The sequence below is a fragment of the Enterobacter cloacae complex sp. P14RS genome (genome assembly GCF_014895895.1).
In the GTDB taxonomy this organism is placed as follows: Bacteria; Pseudomonadota; Gammaproteobacteria; order Enterobacterales; family Enterobacteriaceae; genus Enterobacter; species Enterobacter bugandensis.
In genome coordinates, this window is record NZ_JADBQM010000013.1 from 146,852 (window position 1) to 169,368 (window position 22,517).

Below are 22,517 nucleotides of genomic sequence, written 5' to 3' on the forward strand. Positions count from 1 at the left end.
AATTTGACGGGGTTTTTACGAATCGGCATTCAGAGCGGGTAGGCAGGGTAAAACCCCTTTGCAGAACGCAAAGGGGTTTTGACGATTAGTGGGTAGCCGTTGCCGTATTGTGCTGGCGGTGACGGGTCACGAAGCCTAGAATGAAACACATGATAAACACCACGGCATACAGACCGTTAGCGGTGTGCAGCGCGGCCAGCGGGCCGCTGTGCGCCACAATCGGGCCCGTGACCACGAAGGTCAGCATGGTGCCGATGGTGCCGCAGGTCAGCACGAAGTTCACCAGCTTTGGCGAAGCCACTTTGGTCTGCAGGGAGCCCAGGGTGATGATTGAGGTGTAAATCGCGCTGGAGAAGAAGCCCAGGGTCAGGATGAACCATGGCATATGCTCCGGGGAACCGTTGATGAACAGATACATCAGCACGGTCGCCAGACCCGCCAGGACGGTCAGAATACGTTGCAGGTCGAAGAAGCGCAGGATGAAGCTAAAGGCCCACATGCCGAACATGTAAGACATCCAGAAATCGCTCACCAGTTTGCCCGCGTCGTTCAGGCTCATGCCCAGACCTTTGGCGTATTCAGGTACCCACGAGATAAAGCCCAACTGACCAAGGATGTAGCACAGAGCGGCAATGGAGAGGAACAGCACGCCGATACCCCATTTTTCCTTCGCCACCGGCTCTGAGGTGGTCTGCGCTTTTTTGCCCAGCACCGGGAAGTCACAGCCGAAGGTCAGAATGAAGATCGCGACATAGACCAGACCGATACAGGCGTATACCCAGTACCATTCAATGCTGCGCGCGAGCAGATACGCGGCGACCATCGGGAAAATCATCCCGGCCATGCTGAAGAAGGAGTCGGTAAACAGCAGGCGCGCGCCGCGCTGGCGGCCTTCATACATGTGCGTAATAAGGAACGTACCGATCGACATCGTGATCCCGCTGACAAGGCCCAGCACGAACATGGCGGCGGAGAACAGGGCGATGCTGTGGCTCAACATCAGGCCCGCCACGGCGGCAACCATCAGCACGAAGCCGAAGCGCAGCTGGGTTTTCAGCGGGACGATTTCCATCAGCCAGGCATTCAGGAAAATTGAGATCAGGATCCCCGCGTTGAGGAAGGTGAAGGTGTTACTCATGCTGGAAACGGGCAGCTGGAAGTAGTCTGCGATATTTCCCATCACCATCCCGGTGACGATCACCAACGCGCCGGTCAGGGCGTAGGAGAAGAAGCTTATCCATGTGAGCTTGATGCGATTGCTGTTAGTCATGTCTGGCCTGTTCAGAAAAAGAAAAGCGCCGGGAGGGCGCTGAGAGCGGGCAGATTTTAGTCGCTAAAGTGATCTATTCCTATCTTTTAAGGGAAATGAATATGCCATTGCAGGTTTTAGTGTGATCTGAATCACACTAAATGGCGGTATAACCAATCGTTTGCGCAGTAATAATTGTTTCAATTTCGTAAAATTAGGTAAAAGGCTGGTCTCGGTTCATACTGCTCTTTAGAATCAAGCCATTCGCTTTTTATACTGCGCTTTGTTAAGGAATTCTCATGCTCAAATCAACACTGGCGGCTGTCGCAGCTGTGTTTGCTCTTTCTGCCGTTTCCCCTGCTGCGCTGGCAGCCAAAGGGGACCCTCACGTTCTGCTGACCACCTCTGCCGGGAACATTGAGCTGGAACTGAATAGCCAGAAAGCTCCGGTTTCTGTGAAAAACTTCCTCGACTATGTGAACAGTGGTTTCTATAACAACACCACCTTCCACCGCGTGATCCCTGGCTTCATGATTCAGGGCGGCGGCTTCAACGAGCAGATGCAGCAGAAACAGCCTAACCCACCCATCAAAAACGAAGCGGACAACGGCCTGCTGAACAAGCGCGGCACCATCTCCATGGCGCGCACGGCGGATAAAGACAGCGCCACCAGCCAGTTCTTCCTCAACGTGGCGGATAACGCTTTCCTCGACCACGGCCAGCGCGACTTCGGCTATGCGGTCTTCGGTAAAATTGTGAAAGGGATGGACGTGGCGGACAAAATCTCTCAGGTTCAGACCCACGATGTCGGTCCATACCAGAATGTGCCGTCTAAACCAGTGGTGATTCTCTCCGCGAAAGTGCTGCCGTAATCGTTCTCCCACACGGGCATATCCTGCCCGTGTCTTTCAGCCCTCCCTGCGAAAGCGCGTTTTGCTGCTTATACTTGTGGCAAACGGACTATTCAGGGAGGCGTTAAGTGAAAAAACTCACCGATAAGCAAAAATCCCGTCTCTGGGAGCAACAGCGTAACGTCAATTTTCAGGCCAGTTGTCTCCTTGAAAAAGGTAATGGTCCTTCAGAGCCCGGCATTGAGACGCTGGAGCTTGGGCCTTCAGCGCCCGGGCTACCGCATCTGTGCCTCATTCATCGCCATCTGTATCACAGAGAGATGAAGCAGGCAGGCGAATTCCGTACCGACGATATTTTTAAGGGTGACATTCCCTTCTGCCATTTTGAGTACATCGAGACGATGGGTAACGAACTGATGGCGGCTCTGGAAAGTGATAAGTATCTTGTGGGTCTTGAAAAAGCGGCGTTTGTTGAAAAAGTGAGCCATTACTACTGTGAAATCAATATGCTGCATCCCTTTATGCGCGGTAATGGCATAGCTCAGCGCGTCTTCTTTGAGCAGCTGGCCATCCACGCGAATTACGCGCTGGACTGGCGGGATATTGATCCCGAGCAGTGGGTGGCGGCGAACCGAAGCGGTGCCACGGGCGATTTGACCGCGCTGAGCGCTATCTTTGCCAAAGTAGTGAGCGAAGCGCGGGAATCTGAGTAGAATAGGGCGGCATTTTTTTCGGGAGCCGCCATGATTCTGCTGATTGATAACTACGATTCCTTCACCTGGAACCTTTACCAGTATTTTTGTGAACTGGGTGCAGAGGTGGTTGTCCGCCGCAACGACGAACTTAGCCTGTCTGATATTGAGACGCTGGCTCCGCAGAAAATCGTCATTTCGCCGGGACCGTGTACGCCGTCGGAATCGGGCATTTCTCTGGAGGTTATTCACCACTATGCCGGCAGGCTGCCGATCCTGGGCGTCTGTCTCGGTCATCAGGCGATTGCCCAGGCATTTGGGGCTACCATCGTGCGTGCCGCGAAAGTGATGCACGGCAAAACCTCGCCGGTCACCCACACCGGCACGGGCGTATTCACAGGGCTCAATAACCCGTTAACCGTGACGCGCTACCATTCGCTGGTGATTGACCCACCGACGCTGCCCGACTGCTTTGACGTGACCGCCTGGAGCGATACGCAGGAGATCATGGGGATTCGCCACCGCGAGTGGGATCTCGAAGGCGTGCAGTTCCACCCTGAAAGTATCCTCAGCGAGCAGGGGCACGCCCTGCTGGCAAATTTCCTCAATCGCTGAATATCTGTTGCCTTGTTGTGAGTTTTTATGCATATTTTGTGATTATATTTTCACAATGAATGTGACATAAAATGGATGGGCATGACATGGCAACTGAACAACCAGCAATTACTCGCGCGACATTCGATGAAGTGATTCTGCCGATTTATGCACCGGCTGAGTTTATCCCGGTGAAGGGGAAAGGCAGCCGCGTCTGGGATCAGCAGGGCAAAGAGTATGTGGATTTCGCGGGCGGTATTGCGGTCACGGCGCTGGGCCACTGCCATCCTGCGCTGGTGGACGCGCTGAAAACCCAGGGCGAAACCCTGTGGCACACCAGCAACGTATTCACCAACGAACCTGCGCTGCGACTGGGCCGCAAGATCATTGATGCCACGTTTGCCGAGCGCGTGCTGTTTATGAACTCCGGCACCGAAGCCAACGAAACCGCCTTTAAGCTGGCGCGTTACTACGCAACTACGCGCCATAGCCCGTACAAAACTAAAATCATCGCCTTCCATAACGCCTTCCACGGACGCTCTTTCTTTACCGTCTCCGTTGGCGGCCAGCCGAAGTATTCCGACGGCTTCGGTCCGAAACCAGCCGACATTATCCACGTGCCGTTTAACGATCTGCACGCGGTGAAAGCGGTGATGGACGACCACACCTGCGCGGTGGTGGTGGAGCCGATTCAGGGCGAAGGCGGCGTGACCGCGGCAACCCCGGAATTCCTGAAAGGGCTGCGCGAACTGTGCGACGAACATCAGGCGCTACTGGTGTTTGATGAAGTGCAGTGCGGGATGGGGCGTACCGGAGAGCTGTTTGCCTACATGCACTACGGCGTCACGCCGGATATTCTGACCAGCGCCAAAGCGCTCGGCGGCGGTTTTCCGGTGAGTGCGGTACTGACGACGCAGGAGATTGCCTCTGCGTTCCACGTCGGGTCTCACGGCTCGACCTACGGCGGTAACCCGCTGGCGAGCGCCGTGGCGGGTGCCGCGTTCGACATCATCAACACGCCAGAGGTGCTGAACGGCGTTAGCGCGAAGCGCGAGCTGTTTGTGCAGCATCTCCAGCAGATTAACAATAAGTACGACGTCTTCAGCGAGATCCGCGGCATGGGGCTGCTGATTGGTGCGGAGCTTAAGCCGCAGTACAAAGGCCGCGCGCGCGATTTCCTGCACGCAGCCGCCCACGAAGGGGTGATGGTGCTAAATGCCGGGCCTGACGTGATGCGCTTTGCGCCTTCGCTGGTGGTGGAAGAGAAAGATATTGACGACGGGTTAACCCGCTTTGCCGCGGCGGTCGAGAAGATCGTAAAAGACTAATACTCGGTTCGCTTTAACCGCCGCGTTAACCAAATGCCGTGATGCGGGCGCTGACGCCATGCCACCGACGAAATGGTGTGCATGGTGTTCAGATGCCCGAGAATACGCTGCAAATGCTGCTCCAGGGTGCTCATCGGCCCGTGGGTCAGCGTCTCCGGTGCCTCCAGAATGTTCGAATCCCCCGACTCACCCGGCGCGTCATACTCCAGACGCTGCTGACACCGCTGCAACGCAATTTCACACGACTGCAAATAGCGCTGCGCCAGATCCGGCGTCAGCATTGTGTGTTCGCGCGCCAGCGTGGTCATGGCATTGATGTGCTCGACGATAAACTGGCTGTGCGTGACCCACAGCTTCATATCGGCAAGATAGTGTGAGTTAAAGCCCGGCTCCTGCATCGCCTGGTTGAGCGAGTTAAACAGGGCGTTGTGCGCCTGGTTGACCTTCATCCGCTGATACGCCAGCGGGGAGGGCTGCGGATCGTCGCTCAGGATCAGACGAATGGCCTGCTGATCGGCCTCCAGCGCGTCGTGGGCGTTCTGCCTCAGCAGCCCGCTCTGCCACTGCGGCCACAGCCAGACCATGCCGCCGAAGGCAATCAGGCAGCCGATCAGGGTATCAATCAGCCTGGCAACAATAAACTGTTCGCCATTAAGCGTAAGCAGCTGCAGGGTATATACCGCCGTCACCGTAAAGCCCACCATCGCCCAGCCGTAGTTTTTGCGAATGATTAGATAGCTTACCAGGGTGATCGCCAGCATGCCCGCCAGGGTATAGCCTTCGGGCACGTGAAAATGCAGCGTCACGCCCGCAATAATCAGCCCCGCCATCGTGCCGCCTGCCCGGTGCAGAATGCGCACCCGCGTGGCGCCATAGCCGTTCTGGGTAACAAACAGCACGGTCATTAAGATCCAGTATGGTTTCGGCAGGTGGAGCGCCATGCCCATCAGGCTGGCGATACTGAGCATGACGCTAATCCTTGCAGCGTTGCGCAGAGCGGAAGATTTCAGAGACAGGTAGCTTCTCAGCGCCGGCAGCAGCGGCAGACGTTTCTGTTTATCCGCCATCAGGTCACGGGAATAAAGCGGGCGCTGGGTGCGCAGCACGCGGGCGATGCGGCTGAAGTGCCAGGCGGCAAACTGGCCGACCGGGTTATCCGGGTGCTGACGGGCAATTTTCTCCAGCGCGCCGAGCTGTTTGTCCATGTTAAAGCGCGTGGGGTAGCGGTGGTAGAGAATATCATCGGCCAGCACCCGCAGGCGCGCGGAGACGGTCTGCGCGTTCCAGCGGATCACCGCTTCGGCATGGCTGCGCTCAACCAGCTTTTGCACCTCCTGCGGGTGGTGAAGGCTAACGGAGATATGCTCCTGAAGATCCAGCCCCACCTGAAAGGTGCGCAACAGCCGTTTATATTCGTGGTTCTTGTTGGCGGCGAGCATATGCAGCTGCTGATAGCACTGGCTTATCAGGTCTACCACCTTTTGCTGGCGCGTCAGCAGCGGCGGTAAGGATTTTTCCGGATCCGTATGCTGGGTGAGCAGGGTGTATTTGGCTTCACAGTAATCCGCAAGCTGCACGTAGAGCAGGCTCAGAGATTCGCGCAGCGGCTGCTCCCGCCACAGCCAGAACCAGAACCAGTTAAACAGCCCGTACCACAGCGTGCCGAGGGCGTAGATCAGCAGCGGCTCCCACACGGGCATATTACCGGCGAGGCTCAGGGTGAAGATGGCCGCAATGAGTGACGCGGGAAGCAGACGGGCATGGAGCGAGCTGATTTCGGCGGTGACGCCGAGGGTCATCGCCAGCACGGTCAGGATCAGCGGCAGGGGAATATCGCGAGCCAGCAGAAGCTGCACCGCGAGGCTACAGCCAGCAAACAGCGAGCCGCCAATTATCAGACGTTTGAAAAAGCGTTTATGGGGCGTGTCCAGACCGGCAATGTTGCAGCAGGCGGGGACGAGAGAAAACAGCAGGCCCTGCTGAAGATGTCCCAGGATCAGGCCCACGGCCACGGGAAGACACAGCACCAGCGTTTGTCGTAGTGCGTAGTTAACTTCCGGGTGATAGATCAGCCTGCGCCACATGGGGAATAGAGACAAAAACGGCGTGACACCTCGCGATGGCACGCCGTTTAGGCAGGATTAACGGGTTCCGTAAACCACGATGGTTTTACCGTGGGCGGAGATCAGGTTTTGATCTTCCAGCATTTTCAGAATACGGCCCACCGTTTCGCGGGAGCAACCGACGATCTGACCGATTTCCTGACGGGTAATTTTAATTTGCATGCCGTCCGGGTGGGTCATCGCGTCTGGCTGTTTCGCCAGGTTCAGCAGAGTCTGCGCGATACGGCCAGTCACGTCCAGGAAGGCGAGGTTACCCACTTTCTCTGACGTCACCTGCAGACGGCGCGCCATCTGGGAAGAAAGACGCATCAGGATGTCAGGGTTTACCTGAATCAACTGACGGAATTTCTTATAAGAAATTTCAGCCACTTCACATGCTGTCTTTGCACGAACCCAGGCGCTACGTTCCTGGCCTTCTTCAAACAGGCCCAGTTCACCGATAAAATCGCCCTGGTTCAGATAGGAAAGGATCATCTCTTTGCCTTCCTCATCTTTGATCAGCACTGCCACCGAGCCTTTGACGATGTAATACAACGTTTCCGCTTTTTCACCCTGGTGAATCAGCGTGCTCTTCGATGGGTACTTATGAATGTGGCAATGAGACAAGAACCATTCGAGAGTCGGGTCTGTTTGCGGTTTGCCAAGCACCATGCGCTGTTATCCTCTGTTATAAGCTGTCACCAGAGTCATCAGATGCATCCGGACTCTGGGGTTGCAATCGAATTCTTACCCATACCCTGGGAAGTCGGCTGTCGTAACGTTTCGCAGCCAGTAAAGTTTGATGTCCTCTGCATACATGTGTAACGTCAATGTATTACTGTAGCATCCTGAGTGTTTTAGCATAGCTTTTGCCGCGTGTCTCCTGGTGTCTCGCTTCAGCATGATGCAGGTCGCCTTCCATTGCGAGAAATGTAACGCACGCGTAATCTGTCACCAAAAATGCAACGTTGGAGTTAATGAATATGCAAGCGCGCGTGAAGTGGGTTGAAGGTTTAACGTTCCTGGGCGAGTCCGCATCAGGACACCAGATTTTGATGGATGGTAACTCCGGCGATAAAGCTCCAAGCCCAATGGAAATGGTGCTGATGGCGGCAGGCGGATGCAGCGCGATCGACGTGGTGTCGATTCTGCAAAAAGGCCGTCATGACGTGACGGATTGCGAGGTTAAACTCACCTCAGAACGTCGCGAAGAGGCGCCACGCCTGTTCACCCACATTAATCTGCACTTTGTTGTCACCGGGAAAGAACTGAAAGACGCGGCGGTTTCACGCGCGGTGGATCTCTCTGCGGAGAAATACTGCTCTGTGGCGTTAATGCTGGAGAAAGCGGTAAAAATCACCCATTCGTATGAAGTGATCGAGGCTTAATTATTGGGGCATCGTGCGTGTTGATGCCCTCACCCTAACCCTCTCCCACGGGGAGAGGGAACATGTTCACGCGATCTGCTTCCCTTCCATCAGTCGCTCCACCAGCGGCGTCATGATCAGCTCCATTGCCAGCCCCATTTTTCCACCGGGAACCACTAACGTATTCATGTGGGAAATAAACGAGCCCTGCAGCATCGCCAGCAGCCAGGGGTAATCAATGCCTTCAAGATTGCGGAAGTGGATCACCACAAAGCTCTCATCCAACGACGGGATGCTTTTCGCCGCGAACGGATTGGAAGTGTCCACCGTCGGCACGCGCTGGAAGTTAATGTGCGTGCGGGAGAACTGCGGCGTGAGATAGTTGATGTAATCTTCCATGGAGCGCACCACCGAGTCCATTACCGCCTCGCGCGAATGGCCGCGCTCGCTCATGTCGCGCGTCAGCTTCTGGATCCACTCCAGATTAACGATCGGCACCACCCCGACCAGCAGATCCACATGGCGCGCCACGTCGTGCTGAGGTGTGACAACGCCGCCGTGCAATCCTTCATAAAACAGCACGTCGGTGGGTTCCGGCAGCGGTTGCCAGGGGGTAAAGGTGCCCGGCACCTGATTCCAGGGTACGGCCTCGTCGTAGGTGTGCAGATACTTACGGGACTGCCCGGTACCGCTCTGACCGTATTCGCGGAAGGTTTGCTCCAGCAGGCCGAAATCATTGGCTTCCGGGCCAAAGTAGCTGATGTGTTTACCCAAATCGCGTGCCTTGCGGATCGCCATGTCCATCTCAGGCCGCGTATAGCGGTGAAAGCTGTCGCCTTCGACCTCCGCCGAACGGAGATTCAGCTGGGCGAAAATCTTGCGAAAAGCGAGGCTGGTGGTGGTGGTTCCCGCACCACTCGACCCCGTAACGGCAATAATGGGATGTCTGGCAGACATAGCAACTCCCTGACGGAAAAGGTTGGAAGATCAGCCGTGAAACGCGTTGCGGGGCATGATATTGACCGTCTCATGCAGTTCTGACCACACCAGCACCACGTCGCCGCTTTTCAGCTGGCGTTTTACATCGTTGACCTTTTGCTCAAGCGAACGCTCATGTTCACCATAATCGGTGCCTTCGCGTAATACAAAGCTTTCAATCAGATTATCGAGCGTTTCGGGAGCCAGATCCTGCCAGGGAATGATCATTTTGCACCATCCAGATAAGGAGTCAGCCAGTCAGGAATGCGCGCTTCCAGCCACATTTTCGGCCTGCGCAGCGTGCCGCCGATGAACCCCACGTGGCCACCATGTTCGGTCAGCTGGTAGTGAACGTTGTCAGGCAGGAATTCCTGCGCGGGAATTGAGTGATGATCCATGAACGGGTCATCTTTGGCATGAATAATCAGCGTCGGCTGCGTGATTTTGCTGAGCAACGGCATGGCGCTGCACCGTCGGTAATAGTCGATAGCATCGGCGAAGCCGTGAATTTTGGCGGTGATCAGATCGTCGAATTCGCGGATGCAGCGTACCTTTTTCAGCTGGCGCAGGCTTACCGGCAGGGTATCCGGATAGGCCTTCAGCTTTCGCGCCGCGTTGGCTTTCAGCAGGTTGAGCAGATAGCGCTGATAGACGCGAGAAAAGCCTTTTTCCATGTGGTAGCTGCACTGCTCCAGCATAAACGGTGCGGAGACAATCACTGCTGCATTCAGCGGTACGCTGTCGCCCTCTTTGGCCAGCAGACAGGCGAGCATATTACCGCCCAGCGAGTAGCCCACGGCGGCCGTTGGCGCGGCGCCATAATTTTCCCGCAGCCAGTGTAGAAACCACGTGCCATCTTCGGTTTCACCCGAGTGATAAATGCGTTTCTGACGATTCGGCTCGCCGCTACAGCCGCGAAAATGCATCACCACGCCGAGCCAGCCGCGCGCTTTGGCGGCCTCAATTAACCCATGCGCATACGGACTGTGCAGGCTGCCTTCTAAACCGTGAAAAACCACCAGACGCGGCTTATGAAGAGCCTGTTCCGGCGCTTCGCTCCAGGCGAGATCCAGAAAATCACCGTCCGGCAGATCGAGCCGTTGCCAGTGCGGAGTGAACTGGACCTTGCGGCGGATCAGCCGCGGCAGCATGGTCTGCAAATGGCAGTTGGCCACGCCGCGCATGGGCACGAACTCGGTGCTGTCTTCGGCTGTAATGTCGAAGTCTGATGGAATGATTTGGGTCATAAGGACGATGCTGATTCTTGTCAGAAATTCACTATACTTTCCGAATTGTACCCCGTTTAGCCTGGATTTCCGAACCAGAGATAGATTCCGTTCGCACAACGGGGTAAAAATTCAGTCTGCCTGCAGCATCGCTTCCAGCTGTTCCTGGGCATCCAGCCATGCCATTTCGCACTCTTCGAGGCTGGATTTAGCTTTCGCCTGCGTTTGCAGACAATCCGTTAGCTCCGCTTTACGGCTCTGATCGTACAGGTCGCTGTCGCCCAGCTTCTCTTCGACGGCGGCAAGCGTGGCGTTGAGCTTTTCCATCTCTTTTTCAAGACGGGCAATCTCTTTACGCAGCGGCTGGGTCTGGGTGCGCAGTTCCGCTTCGCGGCGCTTCTGGTCTTTACGCGACTGTGCGCTGTTGACGTTGTCTTTCGCTGACTCTTCCGGCTGGTTTTCCTGCTTTTGTACGTCCGTCAGCCACTGCTGGTAGTCTTCCAGATCGCCGTCGAACGGTTCGACTTTGCCGCCGTGTACCAGGTAGAGATCGTCGGTGGTGGAGCGGATCAGGTGGCGATCGTGCGACACGACAACCAGTGCGCCTTCGAACTCAATCAGCGCTTCGGTCAGCGCCTGACGCATGTCGAGATCCAGGTGGTTGGTCGGTTCATCGAGCAGCAGCAGGTTGGGTCTCTGCCAGACAATCAGCGCCAGCACCAGACGGGCTTTTTCGCCGCCCGAGAAACGCCCGGTGTTTTCGGTCACCTTATCGCCCTGGAAGCCGAAGCCGCCGAGGTAGTCGCGCAGTTTCTGCTCCATTTCCTGCGGCGCAAGACGCGCCAGATGCTGAATCGGGGATTCATCCGCGCGTAAAAATTCCAGCTGATGCTGGGCGAAATAGCCAAGCTTAATGCCCTTCGCCAGGCCGATTTCACCGCTGGTTGGGTTAAGCTCGCCCGCGAGCAGCTTAATTAACGTTGATTTACCGGCGCCGTTGCGCCCCAGCAGGCCAATGCGCGAACCCGGCACCAGGTTAAGCTTGATAGAGTCGAGGATGATGCGATCCCCATAACCCGCGCTGACCTTTTCCATCTTCAGAAGCGGGTTCGGCAGGCTTTCCGGCGCGCGGAAGCTGAAGTGGAACGGGTTATCCACGTGTGCCGGGGCGATCATCTCCATGCGTTCCAGCATTTTAATGCGGCTCTGGGCCTGCTTGGCTTTTGACGCTTTAGCTTTGAAGCGATCCACGAAGCTCTGCAGGTGCGCCACGCGCTGCTGTTGGCTTTCATACATCGACTGCTGCTGGGCAAGGCGCGTCGCGCGCTGGCGCTCGAAAGAGCTGTAGTTACCGGTGTACTCGAACATGGTTTGCTGTTCGATATGAATGATTTTATCCACCACCGGGTCGAGGAAGTCGCGGTCGTGGGAGATGAGAATCAGAGTGCCCTGATAGCTTTTGAGCCACTTCTCGAGCCAAATAACCGCATCGAGATCGAGGTGGTTGGTCGGTTCATCGAGCAGGAGCAGGTCTGAGCGGCAGATCAGCGCCTGCGCCAGGTTGAGGCGCATGCGCCAGCCGCCGGAGAAGTCGCTTACCGGGCGTTCAAGCTGTTCATTGCTGAAGCCCAGGCCGTGCAGCAGGCTGGAGGCGCGGGAGCGAATGGTCCACGCGTCGATGGCGTCCAGCTTGCCGTGAACGGTAGCGATGGCGTGACCGTCGTTGCGCTCGTTGGCCGCGTTGAGTTCCGCTTCGAGCTTACGGTATTCGCGATCGCCGTCGATAACATAGTCGAGCGCCGGTTCGCTCAGGGCTGGCGTCTCCTGGTTTACCCACGCGAGCTGCCAGTTCCCCGGGAAGGTAAAGTTACCGCCATCCGCGCTAATCTCGTTTTTCAGCAGCGCCAGCAGGGTGGATTTACCGCAGCCGTTTTTGCCGACCAGACCCACTTTCTGGCCCGGGTTGATGGTAGCTGTGGCGTTATCCAGCAGGACGCGCACGCCGCGACGAATTTGTAACGAGGAGAAAACAATCATAGAAGCGCCGTATGTTCCGACTATGTTAATTTGTCATTATGATAATGTAAGGTGTGGGCCATTTTCCCCACCGGGCCGCCATGGTAGCCCAAAACGACAACAATACACAAAAACAGAACCGGGAGGGGAGTGATGTCTCAGACAGCGAAAGTGCTGCTGCTGTATGCCCATCCGGAATCTCAGGACTCGGTGGCGAACCGGGTCCTGCTTAAGCCGGCCACACAGCTCAGTAACGTCACGGTGCACGATCTCTACGCGCACTATCCTGATTTCTTTATCGATATTCCTTACGAGCAGGAACTGCTGCGTCAGCATGACGTGATTGTATTTCAGCATCCGCTCTATACCTACAGCTGTCCGGCGCTGCTGAAAGAGTGGCTGGACCGCGTGCTGAGCCGGGGCTTTTCCAGCGGGGTGGGGGGCAACCAGCTGGCGGGAAAGTACTGGCGCAGTGTGATCACCACCGGTGAACCCGAAAGCGCTTACCGTCACGACGGGCTGAACCGCTATCCCATGAGCGACATCCTGAGGCCGTTCGAGCTGACGGCGGCCATGTGCCGCATGCACTGGATGAGCCCGATTATTGTTTACTGGGCACGGCGTCAGGACCCGAAAGCGCTGGCAAGCCACGCCAGAGCCTACGGTGAATGGCTGGCATCACCGATTCCGGCAGGAGGTCGTTAATGGAAGGATCGAATTTACTCCTCGCCGGGGTGCTGTTTTTATTTGCCGCCGTCGTCGCGGTGCCGCTTGCCGCCCGTATCGGCATCGGGGCGGTGCTGGGGTATTTGCTCGCGGGGATCGCCATTGGCCCATGGGGACTGGGTTTCATCAGCGACGTGGATGAAATTCTCCACTTCTCGGAGCTCGGCGTGGTGTTCCTGATGTTCATCATCGGCCTCGAACTGAACCCCTCGAAGCTGTGGCAGCTTCGACGCTCTATCTTTGGCGTGGGCGCCGCGCAGGTGCTGTTTAGCGCCGCGATTCTGGCTGGCCTGTTAATGCTGACCAACTTTTCCTGGCAGGCGGCGGTGATTGGCGGGATTGGTCTCGCAATGTCGTCGACGGCGATGGCGCTGCAGCTGATGCGCGACAAGGGGATGAACCGCAATGAGGCCGGACAGCTGGGCTTTTCGGTGCTGTTGTTCCAGGATTTAGCGGTGATCCCGGCGCTGGCGCTGGTGCCGCTGCTGGCGGGCTCGGGCGACGATCACTTCGACTGGGCAAAAATTTCCATGAAGGTGCTGGCCTTCGCGGGCATGCTGATTGGCGGACGTTTCCTGTTACGTCCGGTGTTCCGCTTTATTGCCGCCTCGGGCGTGCGCGAGGTGTTTACCGCCGCGACGCTGCTGCTGGTGCTCGGCTCGGCGCTGTTTATGGACGCGCTGGGGCTGTCGATGGCGCTGGGCACCTTTATTGCCGGCGTGCTGCTGGCGGAGAGTGAATATCGGCACGAACTGGAAATTGCCATCGATCCCTTCAAAGGGCTGCTGTTAGGCCTGTTCTTTATTTCGGTGGGAATGGCGCTCAATCTTGGGGTGCTTTATACCCATCTGCTCTGGGTTGCGGTGAGTGTTGCGATCCTGGTGGCGGTGAAAATGCTGGTGCTTTACGTCATGGCGCGTATCTACGGGTTGCGCAGTTCGGAACGCATGCAGTTTGCCAGCGTGTTGAGCCAGGGGGGCGAGTTTGCGTTTGTGCTGTTCTCCACCGCCTCCTCCCAGAAGCTGTTTAAAGATGACCAGATGGCGCTGCTGCTGGTGACGGTAACGCTGTCGATGATGACCACGCCTCTGCTGATGAAGATGGTGGATAAACTCCTGTCGCGCCGCCTGAATCCGGCAGACGATGAAGATGAAGCGCCGTGGGTAGAAGACGATAAGCCGCAGGTGATCGTCGTGGGCTTCGGCCGCTTCGGGCAGGTGATTGGACGCCTGTTGATGGCGAACAAAATGCGCATTACGGTGCTGGAGCGCGATATCAGCGCGGTCAACCTGATGCGCAAATATGGCTACAAGGTCTATTACGGCGATGCCACTCAGCTTGAGCTTCTGCGCTCGGCCGGGGCGGAAGCCGCGGAGTCTATCGTCATCACCTGCAACGATCCGGAAGATACGATGAAGCTGGTGGAGCTATGTCAGCAGCACTTTCCGCACCTGAATATTCTGGCGCGTGCCCGGGGGCGTGTTGAAGCTCACGAATTGTTGCAGGCAGGTGTGAAACACTTCTCCCGTGAGACGTTCTCCAGTGCGCTGGAACTGGGGCGCAAGGCGTTAATCTCCCTGGGGATGCATCCTCACCAGGCGCAGCGCGCCCAGATGCACTTCCGCCGGCTGGATATGCGCATGCTGCGCGAATTAATGCCTGTACATAGCGATACGGCGCAGATCTCCCGCGTGCGGGAAGCGCGGCGCGAGCTGGAGGAGATCTTTCAGCGAGAGATGCAGCAGGAACGACGCCAGCTCGACGGCTGGGATGAATTTGAATAAAAGGTAACGAAAGATGGCTGTACGTAAACGCTTTATCGCGGGTGCAAAGTGCCCGTCTTGCCAGGCTCAAGATACGCTGGCCATGTGGCGCGAAAATAATATTGATATAGTTGAGTGCGTTAAGTGCGGTCACCAGATGCGTGAGGCCGACAAAGAAGCACGCGATCACGTTCGCAAAGAAGAGCAAGTGATCGGCATTTTTCATCCAGACTAGCGATATGCTCTGAGTTTTTTTAAGCTTAAGGGTACACGGGTGCAGATTTCCGCTACAATCTGCGCCAGCAATTTTCCCACGCTCAGGAGATATCATGAAAGTAGCAAAAGACCTGGTGGTCAGCCTGGCCTATCAGGTACGTACAGAAGACGGTGTGTTGGTTGATGAGTCTCCGGTGAGTGCGCCGCTGGACTACCTGCATGGTCACGGTTCCCTGATTTCCGGCCTGGAAACTGCGCTGGAAGGTCATGAAGTTGGCGATAAATTCGACGTTGCTGTAGGCGCGAACGACGCTTACGGTCAGTATGACGACAACCTGGTTCAGCGCGTTCCTAAAGACGTGTTCATGGGCGTTGACGAGCTGCAGGTTGGCATGCGCTTCCTGGCTGAAACTGACCAGGGTCCGGTTCCTGTTGAAATCACTGAAGTTGAAGACGACCACGTTGTGGTTGACGGCAACCACATGCTGGCTGGCCAGAACCTGAAGTTCAACGTAGAAGTTGTTGCGATCCGTGAAGCGACCGAAGAAGAGCTGGCTCATGGCCACGTTCACGGTGCGCATGGTCACGACCATGATCACGATCACGGCCACGACGGCTGCTGCGGTGGTCACGGCCACGACCATGGTCATGACCACGGCCACGGTAAAGGTGGTTGCGGCAACGGCGGCTGCGGTTGCCACTAATTCCGTCATGCGGAAAATAAAAAAGCGGGATAATCCCGCTTTTTTTACGCCTCAATAATGAGGTGGTGGCGTCTCTTCCGACTGAGAGGCAATATTTGACGGCTGCGTCGCCTTCAGCTTTTCCGTCAGCAGGCGCATATGATCCCGTAGTTTCGCCATTTCGAGTTCGTGCGCGGTCACGGTCTGGTTAAGCTCTTCGATGGTGATGTCCTGAAAAGCCAGGCGGCTTTCCAGCTCAGCCATTCTCGCTTCTATCATTGTGTCCTTCATCATTCACCTCGTTTATATCTGATACGCCATATTGGCCCAGCGGCGGCGCAGTTTAACTGAGTTTATCCTTAAGTGCAGTCTCTATCCCGTTGGCAAGAAACTTATTTAAACAAAAATAGTCTGAAAAGTGGCGAGAATTGGAAGTGTCTGTCTGTAGATTTCTTCCGCAACGTTTTATAGTACGTCACTCATTTACGTTTAACGCTGGGGTGAGAGTCCCCAGGCCCTGGAGATATGGATGAAATCACTGTTTAAAGTAACGCTGCTGGCGACGACGATGGCTGTTGCACTGAACGCGCCGCTGTCATTCGCTGCTGATACTGCTGCGAAGCCTGCTGCCACTGCAGACAGCAAAGCGGCGTTCAAAAATGACGACCAGAAATCCGCCTACGCACTGGGCGCATCTCTGGGCCGCTACATGGAAAACTCTCTGAAAGAACAAGAGAAACTGGGCATCAAACTGGACAAAGCCCAGCTGATCGCGGGTGTTCAGGACGCTTTTGCTGATAAGAGCAAACTGTCTGACCAGGAAATCGAACAGACTCTGCAGGCGTTCGAAGCGCGCGTGAAGGGTGCCGCTCAGACCAAGATGGAAGCGGACGCTAAAGACAACGAAGCGAAAGGCAAAGCCTACCGCGACACCTTTGCTAAAGAGAAGGGTGTGAAAACCTCTTCTACTGGTCTGGTGTACAAAGTTGAGAAAGAAGGTACCGGTGATGCGCCTAAAGACAGCGACACCGTTGTGGTGAACTACAAAGGTACGCTGATCGACGGTAAAGAGTTCGATAACTCTTACACCCGTGGTGAACCTCTTTCCTTCCGTCTTGACGGTGTGATCCCAGGCTGGACTGAAGGCCTGAAAAACATCAAAAAAGGCGGCAAAATCAAGCTGGTTATCCCACCGGATCTGGCCTATGGCAAAACTGGCGTCCCGGGTATCCCGGCTAACTCCACGCTGGTCTTCGACGTAGAGCTGCTGGACATCAAACCAGCGCCGAAAGCGGATGCGAAACCGGAAGCGCAGGCAGATCAGAAAGCTGCGACAGACGCTAAGAAGTAATGTGATGCAAACCGCCGCCTTTTAAGGCGGCGGTTTTTTATTGTGGGGCAGATATAATTAACACTGGAAAGCGTTAGGCACGCTGTATTAATTTAGTTGTCCGTGTAGATAATGAGCCTGCCCTGAAAACCTAACGACAGGCTCCTGAAAAGGAGTGTTTTTTTCATGTCCAGGTCGCTTTTAACCAACGAAACCAGTGAACTTGATTTGCTGGATCAACGTCCTTTTGACCAGACCGACTTCGATATTCTGAAATCCTATGAAGCGGTAGTGGACGGGTTAGCGATGCTCATTGGTTCCCACTGCGAAATCGTATTGCACTCCCTGCAAGATCTGAAGTGTTCCGCCATCCGCATTGCTAATGGTGAGCATACCGGCCGTAAAATTGGTTCGCCAATTACCGACCTTGCATTGCGTATGTTGCATGACATGACCGGCGCGGACAGCAGCGTCTCAAAATGTTATTTCACCCGCGCCAAAAGCGGCGTGCTGATGAAATCAGAAACCATCGCGATTCGAAATCGCGAGCATCGTGTGATTGGGCTGCTGTGCATCAACATGAACCTTGATGTGCCATTCTCGCAGATCATGAGCACCTTTATTCCGCCAGAAACGCCAGACGTTGGCTCTTCTGTTAACTTTGCCTCCTCCGTTGAAGATCTCGTCACGCAGACGCTTGAGTTCACCATTGAAGAGGTCAATGCTGACCGCAACGTATCGAACAACGCCAAGAATCGCCAGATCGTACTCAATCTCTACGAGAAAGGGATTTTCGACATTAAAGATGCCATCAACCAGGTGGCCGATCGTCTGAACATCTCCAAGCATACGGTTTACCTCTACATCCGTCAGTTCAAAAGCGGCGATTTCGTGGGGCAAGATAAGTAATGCGTTTTGCATTAATGGTGACGGGCCCGGCGTATGGGACTCAACAGGCCAGCAGCGCGCTGCAGTTTGCGCATGCGCTGCTGGCGGCCGGACACGAACTGGCGAGCGTCTTCTTCTATCGGGAAGGGGTGTATAACGCGAACCAGTTTACGTCGCCGGCGAGCGACGAGTTTGATCTGGTCCGCGCCTGGCAGGCGTTAAATGAAAAGCAGGGCGTTGAGCTGCATATCTGCGTGGCGGCGGCGCTGCGTCGCGGCGTGACGGATGCAGCCGAAGCCGAGCGCCTGGGATTATCAGGCGCTAACCTGCAGCCTGGTTTTTCGTTGAGTGGTCTGGGCGCATTGGCTCAGGCGGCGTTAACCTGCGACAGAGTGGTGCAATTCTGATGAAGCGTGTGGCATTTGTTTTTACTTCTGCGCCGCACGGCAGCACCTCTGGCCGCGAAGGCCTGGATGCGCTGCTTGCAACATCGGCGTTAACAGAAGATATCGGTGTCTTCTTTCTGGGGGACGGCGTGCTTCAGCTTCTGGCCGGCCAACAGCCGCAGGCCATTCTGGCGCGCGACTACATCGCCACCTTCAAAGTGCTGCCGCTTTACGATATCGAAACCTGCTATGTCTGTGCCGACTCTTTAACGGCGCGCGGTTTAAGCGATAAGACGCCTTTTGTGCTGGATGTGACGACCTTACCTGCCGCAGCACTGCGTGAACAACTATCCCACTACGACACCATTCTGACTTTCTGAGGCTTCCATGCTCCATATTCTCAGCCATTCACCATGGCAATGTGATATCGACACGCTGTTGAGCATGCTGCGCGAAGGTGACGATCTGCTGCTGATTCAGGATGGCGTACTCGCTGCACTTGAAGGTGGACGTTTCGTTGAAATTCTCACGAATGCCCCCATAACGGTCTCTGCGCTGAAGGACGATCTGGATGCGCGGGGTCTTTCTGGTCAAATTTCAGCCAAAATTGACGTGGTTGGCTATACTGATTTCGTCAATCTTACTGTGACGCACGCCAGTCAAATGAACTGGTGATTTGAGATCGCTGTATATTTCTTGACACCTTTTCGACGTAGCCCTAAAATTTCGCGTCCTCATATTGTATGAGGTCGTTTTATTACGTGTTTACGAAGCAAAAGCTAAAACCAGGAGCTATTTAATGGCAACAGTTAACCAGCTGGTACGCAAACCACGTGCACGCAAAGTTGCAAAAAGCAACGTGCCTGCGCTGGAAGCCTGCCCGCAGAAACGTGGCGTATGTACTCGTGTATATACCACCACTCCTAAAAAACCAAACTCCGCACTGCGTAAAGTATGCCGTGTGCGTTTGACTAACGGTTTCGAAGTGACTTCCTACATCGGTGGTGAAGGTCACAACCTGCAGGAGCACTCCGTGATCCTGATCCGTGGCGGTCGTGTTAAAGACCTTCCGGGTGTTCGTTACCACACCGTTCGTGGTGCGCTGGACTGCTCAGGTGTTAAAGACCGTAAGCAGGCTCGCTCCAAGTACGGCGTGAAGCGTCCTAAGGCTTAATGGTTCTCCGTTAAGTAAGGCCAAACTGATTTATCTTAATGTCAAACTAAACTCGTAGAGTTTTGGACAATCCTGAATTAACAACGGAGTATTCCCATGCCACGTCGTCGCGTCATTGGTCAGCGTAAAATTCTTCCAGATCCGAAGTTCGGATCAGAACTGCTGGCAAAATTTGTAAATATCCTGATGGTAGATGGTAAAAAATCTACTGCAGAAGCAATCGTATACAGCGCGCTGGAGACCCTGGCTCAGCGTTCTGGTAAAAATGAACTGGAAGCTTTCGAAGTCGCTCTCGACAACGTTCGCCCAACTGTAGAAGTTAAGTCCCGCCGCGTTGGTGGTTCTACTTATCAGGTTCCAGTTGAAGTTCGTCCGGTTCGTCGTAATGCCCTGGCAATGCGTTGGATCGTTGAAGCTGCTCGTAAACGCGGTGATAAATCCATGGCTCTGCGTCTGGCGAACGAACTTTCTGATGCTGCAGAAAACAAAGGTACTGCAGTTAAGAAACGTGAAGACGTTCACCGTATGGCAGAAGCCAACAAGGCGTTCGCACACTACCGTTGGTAATCCCTTCGGAGTATTAGTCACCAGGCGGGCGCTTCAGAGAAGCTGCCCGCTCTGGGTAACTTAACTGAACGCCTAAAGAAACAAACGAGGAATCAAATGGCTCGTACAACACCCATCGCACGCTACCGTAACATCGGTATCAGTGCGCACATCGACGCCGGTAAGACCACTACTACCGAACGTATTCTGTTCTACACCGGTGTAAACCATAAAATCGGTGAAGTTCATGACGGCGCAGCCACCATGGACTGGATGGAACAGGAGCAGGAGCGTGGTATTACCATCACCTCCGCAGCGACTACTGCATTCTGGTCAGGTATGGCTAAGCAGTACGAACCGCATCGCGTAAACATCATCGACACCCCGGGCCACGTTGACTTCACCATCGAAGTAGAACGTTCCATGCGTGTTCTTGACGGCGCGGTAATGGTTTATTGCGCAGTTGGTGGTGTTCAGCCACAGTCTGAAACCGTATGGCGTCAGGCGAACAAATATAAAGTTCCACGCATCGCGTTCGTTAACAAAATGGACCGTATGGGTGCTAACTTCCTGAAAGTTGTTGGCCAGATCAAAACCCGTCTGGGCGCGAACCCTGTTCCGCTGCAGCTGGCAATTGGTGCTGAAGAAGGCTTCACCGGCGTTATCGACCTGGTGAAAATGAAAGCCATCAACTGGAACGATGCAGACCAGGGCGTTACCTTCGAATACGAAGATATCCCGGCTGAGATGCAGGACCTGGCTGACGAATGGCACCAGAACCTGATCGAATCCGCTGCTGAAGCTTCTGAAGAGCTGATGGAGAAATACCTGGGTGGTGAAGAACTGTCTGAAGAAGAGATCAAAAAAGCTCTGCGTCAGCGCGTTCTGAACAACGAAATCATCCTGGTAACCTGTGGTTCTGCGTTCAAGAACAAAGGTGTTCAGGCGATGCTGGATGCGGTAGTTGACTACCTGCCATCCCCGGTTGACGTTCCTGCGATCAACGGCATCCTGGACGACGGTAAAGATACTCCGGCTGAGCGTCACGCAAGTGATGACGAGCCGTTCTCTGCACTGGCGTTCAAAATTGCTACCGACCCATTCGTGGGTAACCTGACCTTCTTCCGCGTTTACTCTGGTGTGGTTAACTCTGGTGACACCATCCTGAACTCCGTGAAAGCGGCGCGTGAACGTTTTGGCCGTATCGTACAGATGCACGCTAACAAACGTGAAGAGATCAAAGAAGTTCGTGCGGGCGACATCGCTGCAGCTATCGGTCTGAAAGACGTGACCACTGGTGACACCCTGTGTGACCCGGATCACCCGATCATTCTGGAGCGTATGGAATTCCCTGAGCCGGTAATCTCCATCGCGGTTGAACCAAAAACCAAAGCTGACCAGGAAAAAATGGGTCTGGCTCTGGGCCGTCTGGCGAAAGAAGACCCATCATTCCGCGTATGGACTGATGAAGAATCTAACCAGACCATCATCGCTGGTATGGGTGAACTGCACCTGGACATCATCGTTGACCGTATGAAGCGTGAATTCAACGTTGAAGCGAACGTGGGTAAACCTCAGGTTGCTTACCGCGAAGCGATTCGCGCGAAAGTTACCGATGTTGAAGGTAAACACGCTAAGCAGTCTGGTGGTCGCGGTCAGTACGGTCACGTTGTGATCGACATGTACCCACTGGAGCCGGGCTCTAACCCGAAAGGTTACGAGTTCATCAACGACATCAAAGGTGGTGTAATTCCTGGCGAATACATCCCAGCCGTTGATAAAGGCATCCAGGAACAGCTGAAAGCGGGCCCTCTGGCTGGCTATCCGGTTGTTGACATGGGTATCCGTCTGCACTTCGGTTCTTACCACGACGTTGACTCCTCTGAACTGGCGTTTAAACTGGCTGCGTCTATTGCCTTTAAAGAAGGCTTTAAGAAAGCAAAACCAGTTCTGCTTGAGCCAATCATGAAGGTTGAAGTAGAAACTCCTGAAGAGAACACCGGTGACGTTATCGGTGACTTGAGCCGTCGTCGCGGTATGCTGCGTGGTCAGGAATCCGAAGTAACTGGCGTTAAGATCCACGCTGAAGTTCCGCTGTCTGAAATGTTCGGATATGCAACTCAGCTGCGTTCTCTGACCAAAGGTCGTGCATCATACACCATGGAATTCCTGAAGTATGATGATGCGCCTAACAACGTTGCTCAGGCCGTTATTGAAGCCCGTGGTAAGTAATCCACAGGATTAAAACCTAAGTCCCGTGCTCTCTCCAGAGGGGAGAGCACTATAGTAAGGAATATAGCCGTGTCTAAAGAAAAATTTGAACGTACAAAACCGCACGTCAACGTTGGTACTATCGGCCACGTTGACCATGGTAAAACTACCCTGACCGCTGCAATCACTAC

At 54.9% G+C, this 22,517-nt stretch carries 26 protein-coding genes; 18 read left to right on the forward strand and 8 right to left on the reverse strand.

Annotated elements, in window-relative coordinates; genetic code table 11:
• Positions 1-85: 85 nt before the first annotated feature.
• A complete protein-coding gene (gene tsgA / locus IM295_RS12435; protein ID WP_028014652.1) occupies positions 86-1,270 on the reverse strand; it encodes an MFS transporter TsgA in 1,185 nt (394 codons plus the stop codon).
• 278 nt (positions 1,271-1,548) lie between these two features.
• Here tsgA and ppiA point away from each other — a divergent pair, with 278 nt between their 5' ends.
• From ppiA to IM295_RS12455, 4 genes are all read left to right on the forward strand, one after another.
• Positions 1,549-2,121, forward strand: coding sequence for a peptidylprolyl isomerase A (gene ppiA / locus IM295_RS12440; protein WP_032644556.1), 573 nt, complete (start codon positions 1,549-1,551; stop codon positions 2,119-2,121).
• A 107-nt stretch (positions 2,122-2,228) separates the two neighbouring features.
• Positions 2,229-2,813 (forward strand): putative adenosine monophosphate-protein transferase Fic, encoded by a 585-nt coding sequence (locus IM295_RS12445; protein WP_028014650.1) that lies wholly within the window; start codon positions 2,229-2,231, stop codon positions 2,811-2,813.
• A gap of 30 nt (positions 2,814-2,843) precedes the next feature.
• Positions 2,844-3,407: an aminodeoxychorismate synthase component 2 gene (pabA, locus tag IM295_RS12450; RefSeq protein WP_028014649.1), complete on the forward strand. Its 564-nt coding sequence runs from the start codon at positions 2,844-2,846 to the stop codon at positions 3,405-3,407.
• Positions 3,408-3,493: 86 nt separating this feature from the next.
• Positions 3,494-4,714: an aspartate aminotransferase family protein gene (locus IM295_RS12455; protein WP_192831205.1), complete on the forward strand. Its 1,221-nt coding sequence runs from the start codon at positions 3,494-3,496 to the stop codon at positions 4,712-4,714.
• On the opposite strand, the gene IM295_RS12460 is transcribed toward IM295_RS12455, so the two are convergent.
• Together IM295_RS12460 and crp are read right to left on the reverse strand one after the other, a co-directional pair.
• Positions 4,711-6,798 carry a YccS/YhfK family putative transporter gene (locus tag IM295_RS12460; RefSeq protein ID WP_193066761.1) on the reverse strand — a complete coding sequence of 696 codons (2,088 nt, stop codon included), beginning with the start codon at positions 6,796-6,798 and terminating at the stop codon, positions 4,711-4,713. The two genes, IM295_RS12455 and IM295_RS12460, sit on opposite strands and share 4 nt — an antisense overlap.
• Before the next feature lie 57 nt (positions 6,799-6,855).
• Entirely contained in the window at positions 6,856-7,488 is a 633-nt protein-coding gene (gene crp, locus IM295_RS12465) for a cAMP-activated global transcriptional regulator CRP (protein WP_000242758.1), read from the reverse strand.
• A gap of 311 nt (positions 7,489-7,799) precedes the next feature.
• Here crp and IM295_RS12470 point away from each other — a divergent pair, with 311 nt between their 5' ends.
• Entirely contained in the window at positions 7,800-8,204 is a 405-nt protein-coding gene (locus tag IM295_RS12470) for an OsmC family protein (RefSeq protein ID WP_008503018.1), read from the forward strand.
• 66 nt (positions 8,205-8,270) lie between these two features.
• On the opposite strand, the gene IM295_RS12475 is transcribed toward IM295_RS12470, so the two are convergent.
• The 4 genes from IM295_RS12475 to IM295_RS12490 form a co-directional block, all read right to left on the reverse strand.
• The gene (locus tag IM295_RS12475; protein ID WP_028014646.1) at positions 8,271-9,140 is read right to left on the reverse strand and encodes a phosphoribulokinase; all 870 of its coding nucleotides are present in this window, start codon (positions 9,138-9,140) and stop codon (positions 8,271-8,273) included.
• 30 nt (positions 9,141-9,170) lie between these two features.
• Positions 9,171-9,389, reverse strand: a complete 219-nt coding sequence (locus tag IM295_RS12480) for a YheU family protein (RefSeq protein ID WP_013099053.1) — start codon at positions 9,387-9,389, stop codon at positions 9,171-9,173.
• A complete protein-coding gene (locus IM295_RS12485) occupies positions 9,386-10,408 on the reverse strand; it encodes a hydrolase (protein WP_126300764.1) in 1,023 nt (340 codons plus the stop codon). The genes IM295_RS12480 and IM295_RS12485 overlap by 4 nt, the downstream gene beginning before the upstream one ends.
• A 111-nt stretch (positions 10,409-10,519) precedes the next feature.
• Positions 10,520-12,424: an ABC transporter ATP-binding protein gene (locus tag IM295_RS12490; RefSeq protein WP_126300763.1), complete on the reverse strand. Its 1,905-nt coding sequence runs from the start codon at positions 12,422-12,424 to the stop codon at positions 10,520-10,522.
• A 132-nt stretch (positions 12,425-12,556) separates the two neighbouring features.
• On the opposite strand from IM295_RS12490, the gene kefG reads away from it, so the two are divergent.
• The 4 genes from kefG to slyD all read left to right on the forward strand — a co-directional run bounded on the left by kefG (position 12,557) and on the right by slyD (position 15,812).
• Positions 12,557-13,108, forward strand: coding sequence for a glutathione-regulated potassium-efflux system ancillary protein KefG (gene kefG / locus IM295_RS12495; protein WP_006812200.1), 552 nt, complete (start codon positions 12,557-12,559; stop codon positions 13,106-13,108).
• Positions 13,108-14,913: a glutathione-regulated potassium-efflux system protein KefB gene (gene kefB / locus IM295_RS12500; protein WP_028014643.1), complete on the forward strand. Its 1,806-nt coding sequence runs from the start codon at positions 13,108-13,110 to the stop codon at positions 14,911-14,913. The genes kefG and kefB overlap by 1 nt, the downstream gene beginning before the upstream one ends.
• Before the next feature lie 13 nt (positions 14,914-14,926).
• Positions 14,927-15,127: a YheV family putative zinc ribbon protein gene (locus IM295_RS12505; RefSeq protein ID WP_003861689.1), complete on the forward strand. Its 201-nt coding sequence runs from the start codon at positions 14,927-14,929 to the stop codon at positions 15,125-15,127.
• Positions 15,128-15,221: 94 nt separating this feature from the next.
• Positions 15,222-15,812 carry a peptidylprolyl isomerase gene (gene slyD / locus IM295_RS12510; RefSeq protein ID WP_003861691.1) on the forward strand — a complete coding sequence of 197 codons (591 nt, stop codon included), beginning with the start codon at positions 15,222-15,224 and terminating at the stop codon, positions 15,810-15,812.
• A 51-nt stretch (positions 15,813-15,863) separates the two neighbouring features.
• On the opposite strand, the gene IM295_RS12515 is transcribed toward slyD, so the two are convergent.
• The gene (locus IM295_RS12515; RefSeq protein ID WP_028014642.1) at positions 15,864-16,082 is read right to left on the reverse strand and encodes a protein SlyX; all 219 of its coding nucleotides are present in this window, start codon (positions 16,080-16,082) and stop codon (positions 15,864-15,866) included.
• Positions 16,083-16,320: 238 nt separating this feature from the next.
• Between IM295_RS12515 and fkpA the strand changes: the two genes are divergently transcribed.
• From fkpA to IM295_RS12560, 9 genes are all read left to right on the forward strand, one after another.
• Positions 16,321-17,142: an FKBP-type peptidyl-prolyl cis-trans isomerase gene (gene fkpA, locus IM295_RS12520; RefSeq protein ID WP_023331457.1), complete on the forward strand. Its 822-nt coding sequence runs from the start codon at positions 16,321-16,323 to the stop codon at positions 17,140-17,142.
• A gap of 165 nt (positions 17,143-17,307) precedes the next feature.
• Entirely contained in the window at positions 17,308-18,030 is a 723-nt protein-coding gene (locus IM295_RS12525; RefSeq protein ID WP_014885489.1) for a transcriptional regulator, read from the forward strand.
• Entirely contained in the window at positions 18,030-18,416 is a 387-nt protein-coding gene (tusD, locus tag IM295_RS12530) for a sulfurtransferase complex subunit TusD (RefSeq protein ID WP_028014640.1), read from the forward strand. The genes IM295_RS12525 and tusD overlap by 1 nt, the downstream gene beginning before the upstream one ends.
• Positions 18,416-18,775 carry a sulfurtransferase complex subunit TusC gene (gene tusC / locus IM295_RS12535; RefSeq protein WP_028014639.1) on the forward strand — a complete coding sequence of 120 codons (360 nt, stop codon included), beginning with the start codon at positions 18,416-18,418 and terminating at the stop codon, positions 18,773-18,775. Before tusD ends, tusC begins: the two co-directional genes overlap by 1 nt.
• A gap of 7 nt (positions 18,776-18,782) precedes the next feature.
• Positions 18,783-19,070: a sulfurtransferase complex subunit TusB gene (gene tusB, locus IM295_RS12540; protein WP_041911943.1), complete on the forward strand. Its 288-nt coding sequence runs from the start codon at positions 18,783-18,785 to the stop codon at positions 19,068-19,070.
• A gap of 124 nt (positions 19,071-19,194) precedes the next feature.
• On the forward strand, positions 19,195-19,569 hold the full coding sequence (gene rpsL / locus IM295_RS12545; protein WP_000246815.1) for a 30S ribosomal protein S12: 375 nt from the start codon (positions 19,195-19,197) through the stop codon (positions 19,567-19,569).
• Between the two features lie 96 nt (positions 19,570-19,665).
• The gene (rpsG, locus tag IM295_RS12550; RefSeq protein WP_003861706.1) at positions 19,666-20,136 is read left to right on the forward strand and encodes a 30S ribosomal protein S7; all 471 of its coding nucleotides are present in this window, start codon (positions 19,666-19,668) and stop codon (positions 20,134-20,136) included.
• Between the two features lie 96 nt (positions 20,137-20,232).
• A complete protein-coding gene (gene fusA, locus IM295_RS12555) occupies positions 20,233-22,347 on the forward strand; it encodes an elongation factor G (protein WP_028014637.1) in 2,115 nt (704 codons plus the stop codon).
• 69 nt (positions 22,348-22,416) lie between these two features.
• Positions 22,417-22,517: GTP-binding protein (locus IM295_RS12560; protein WP_029364778.1), on the forward strand; the 101-nt coding region annotated here is incomplete at its 3' end.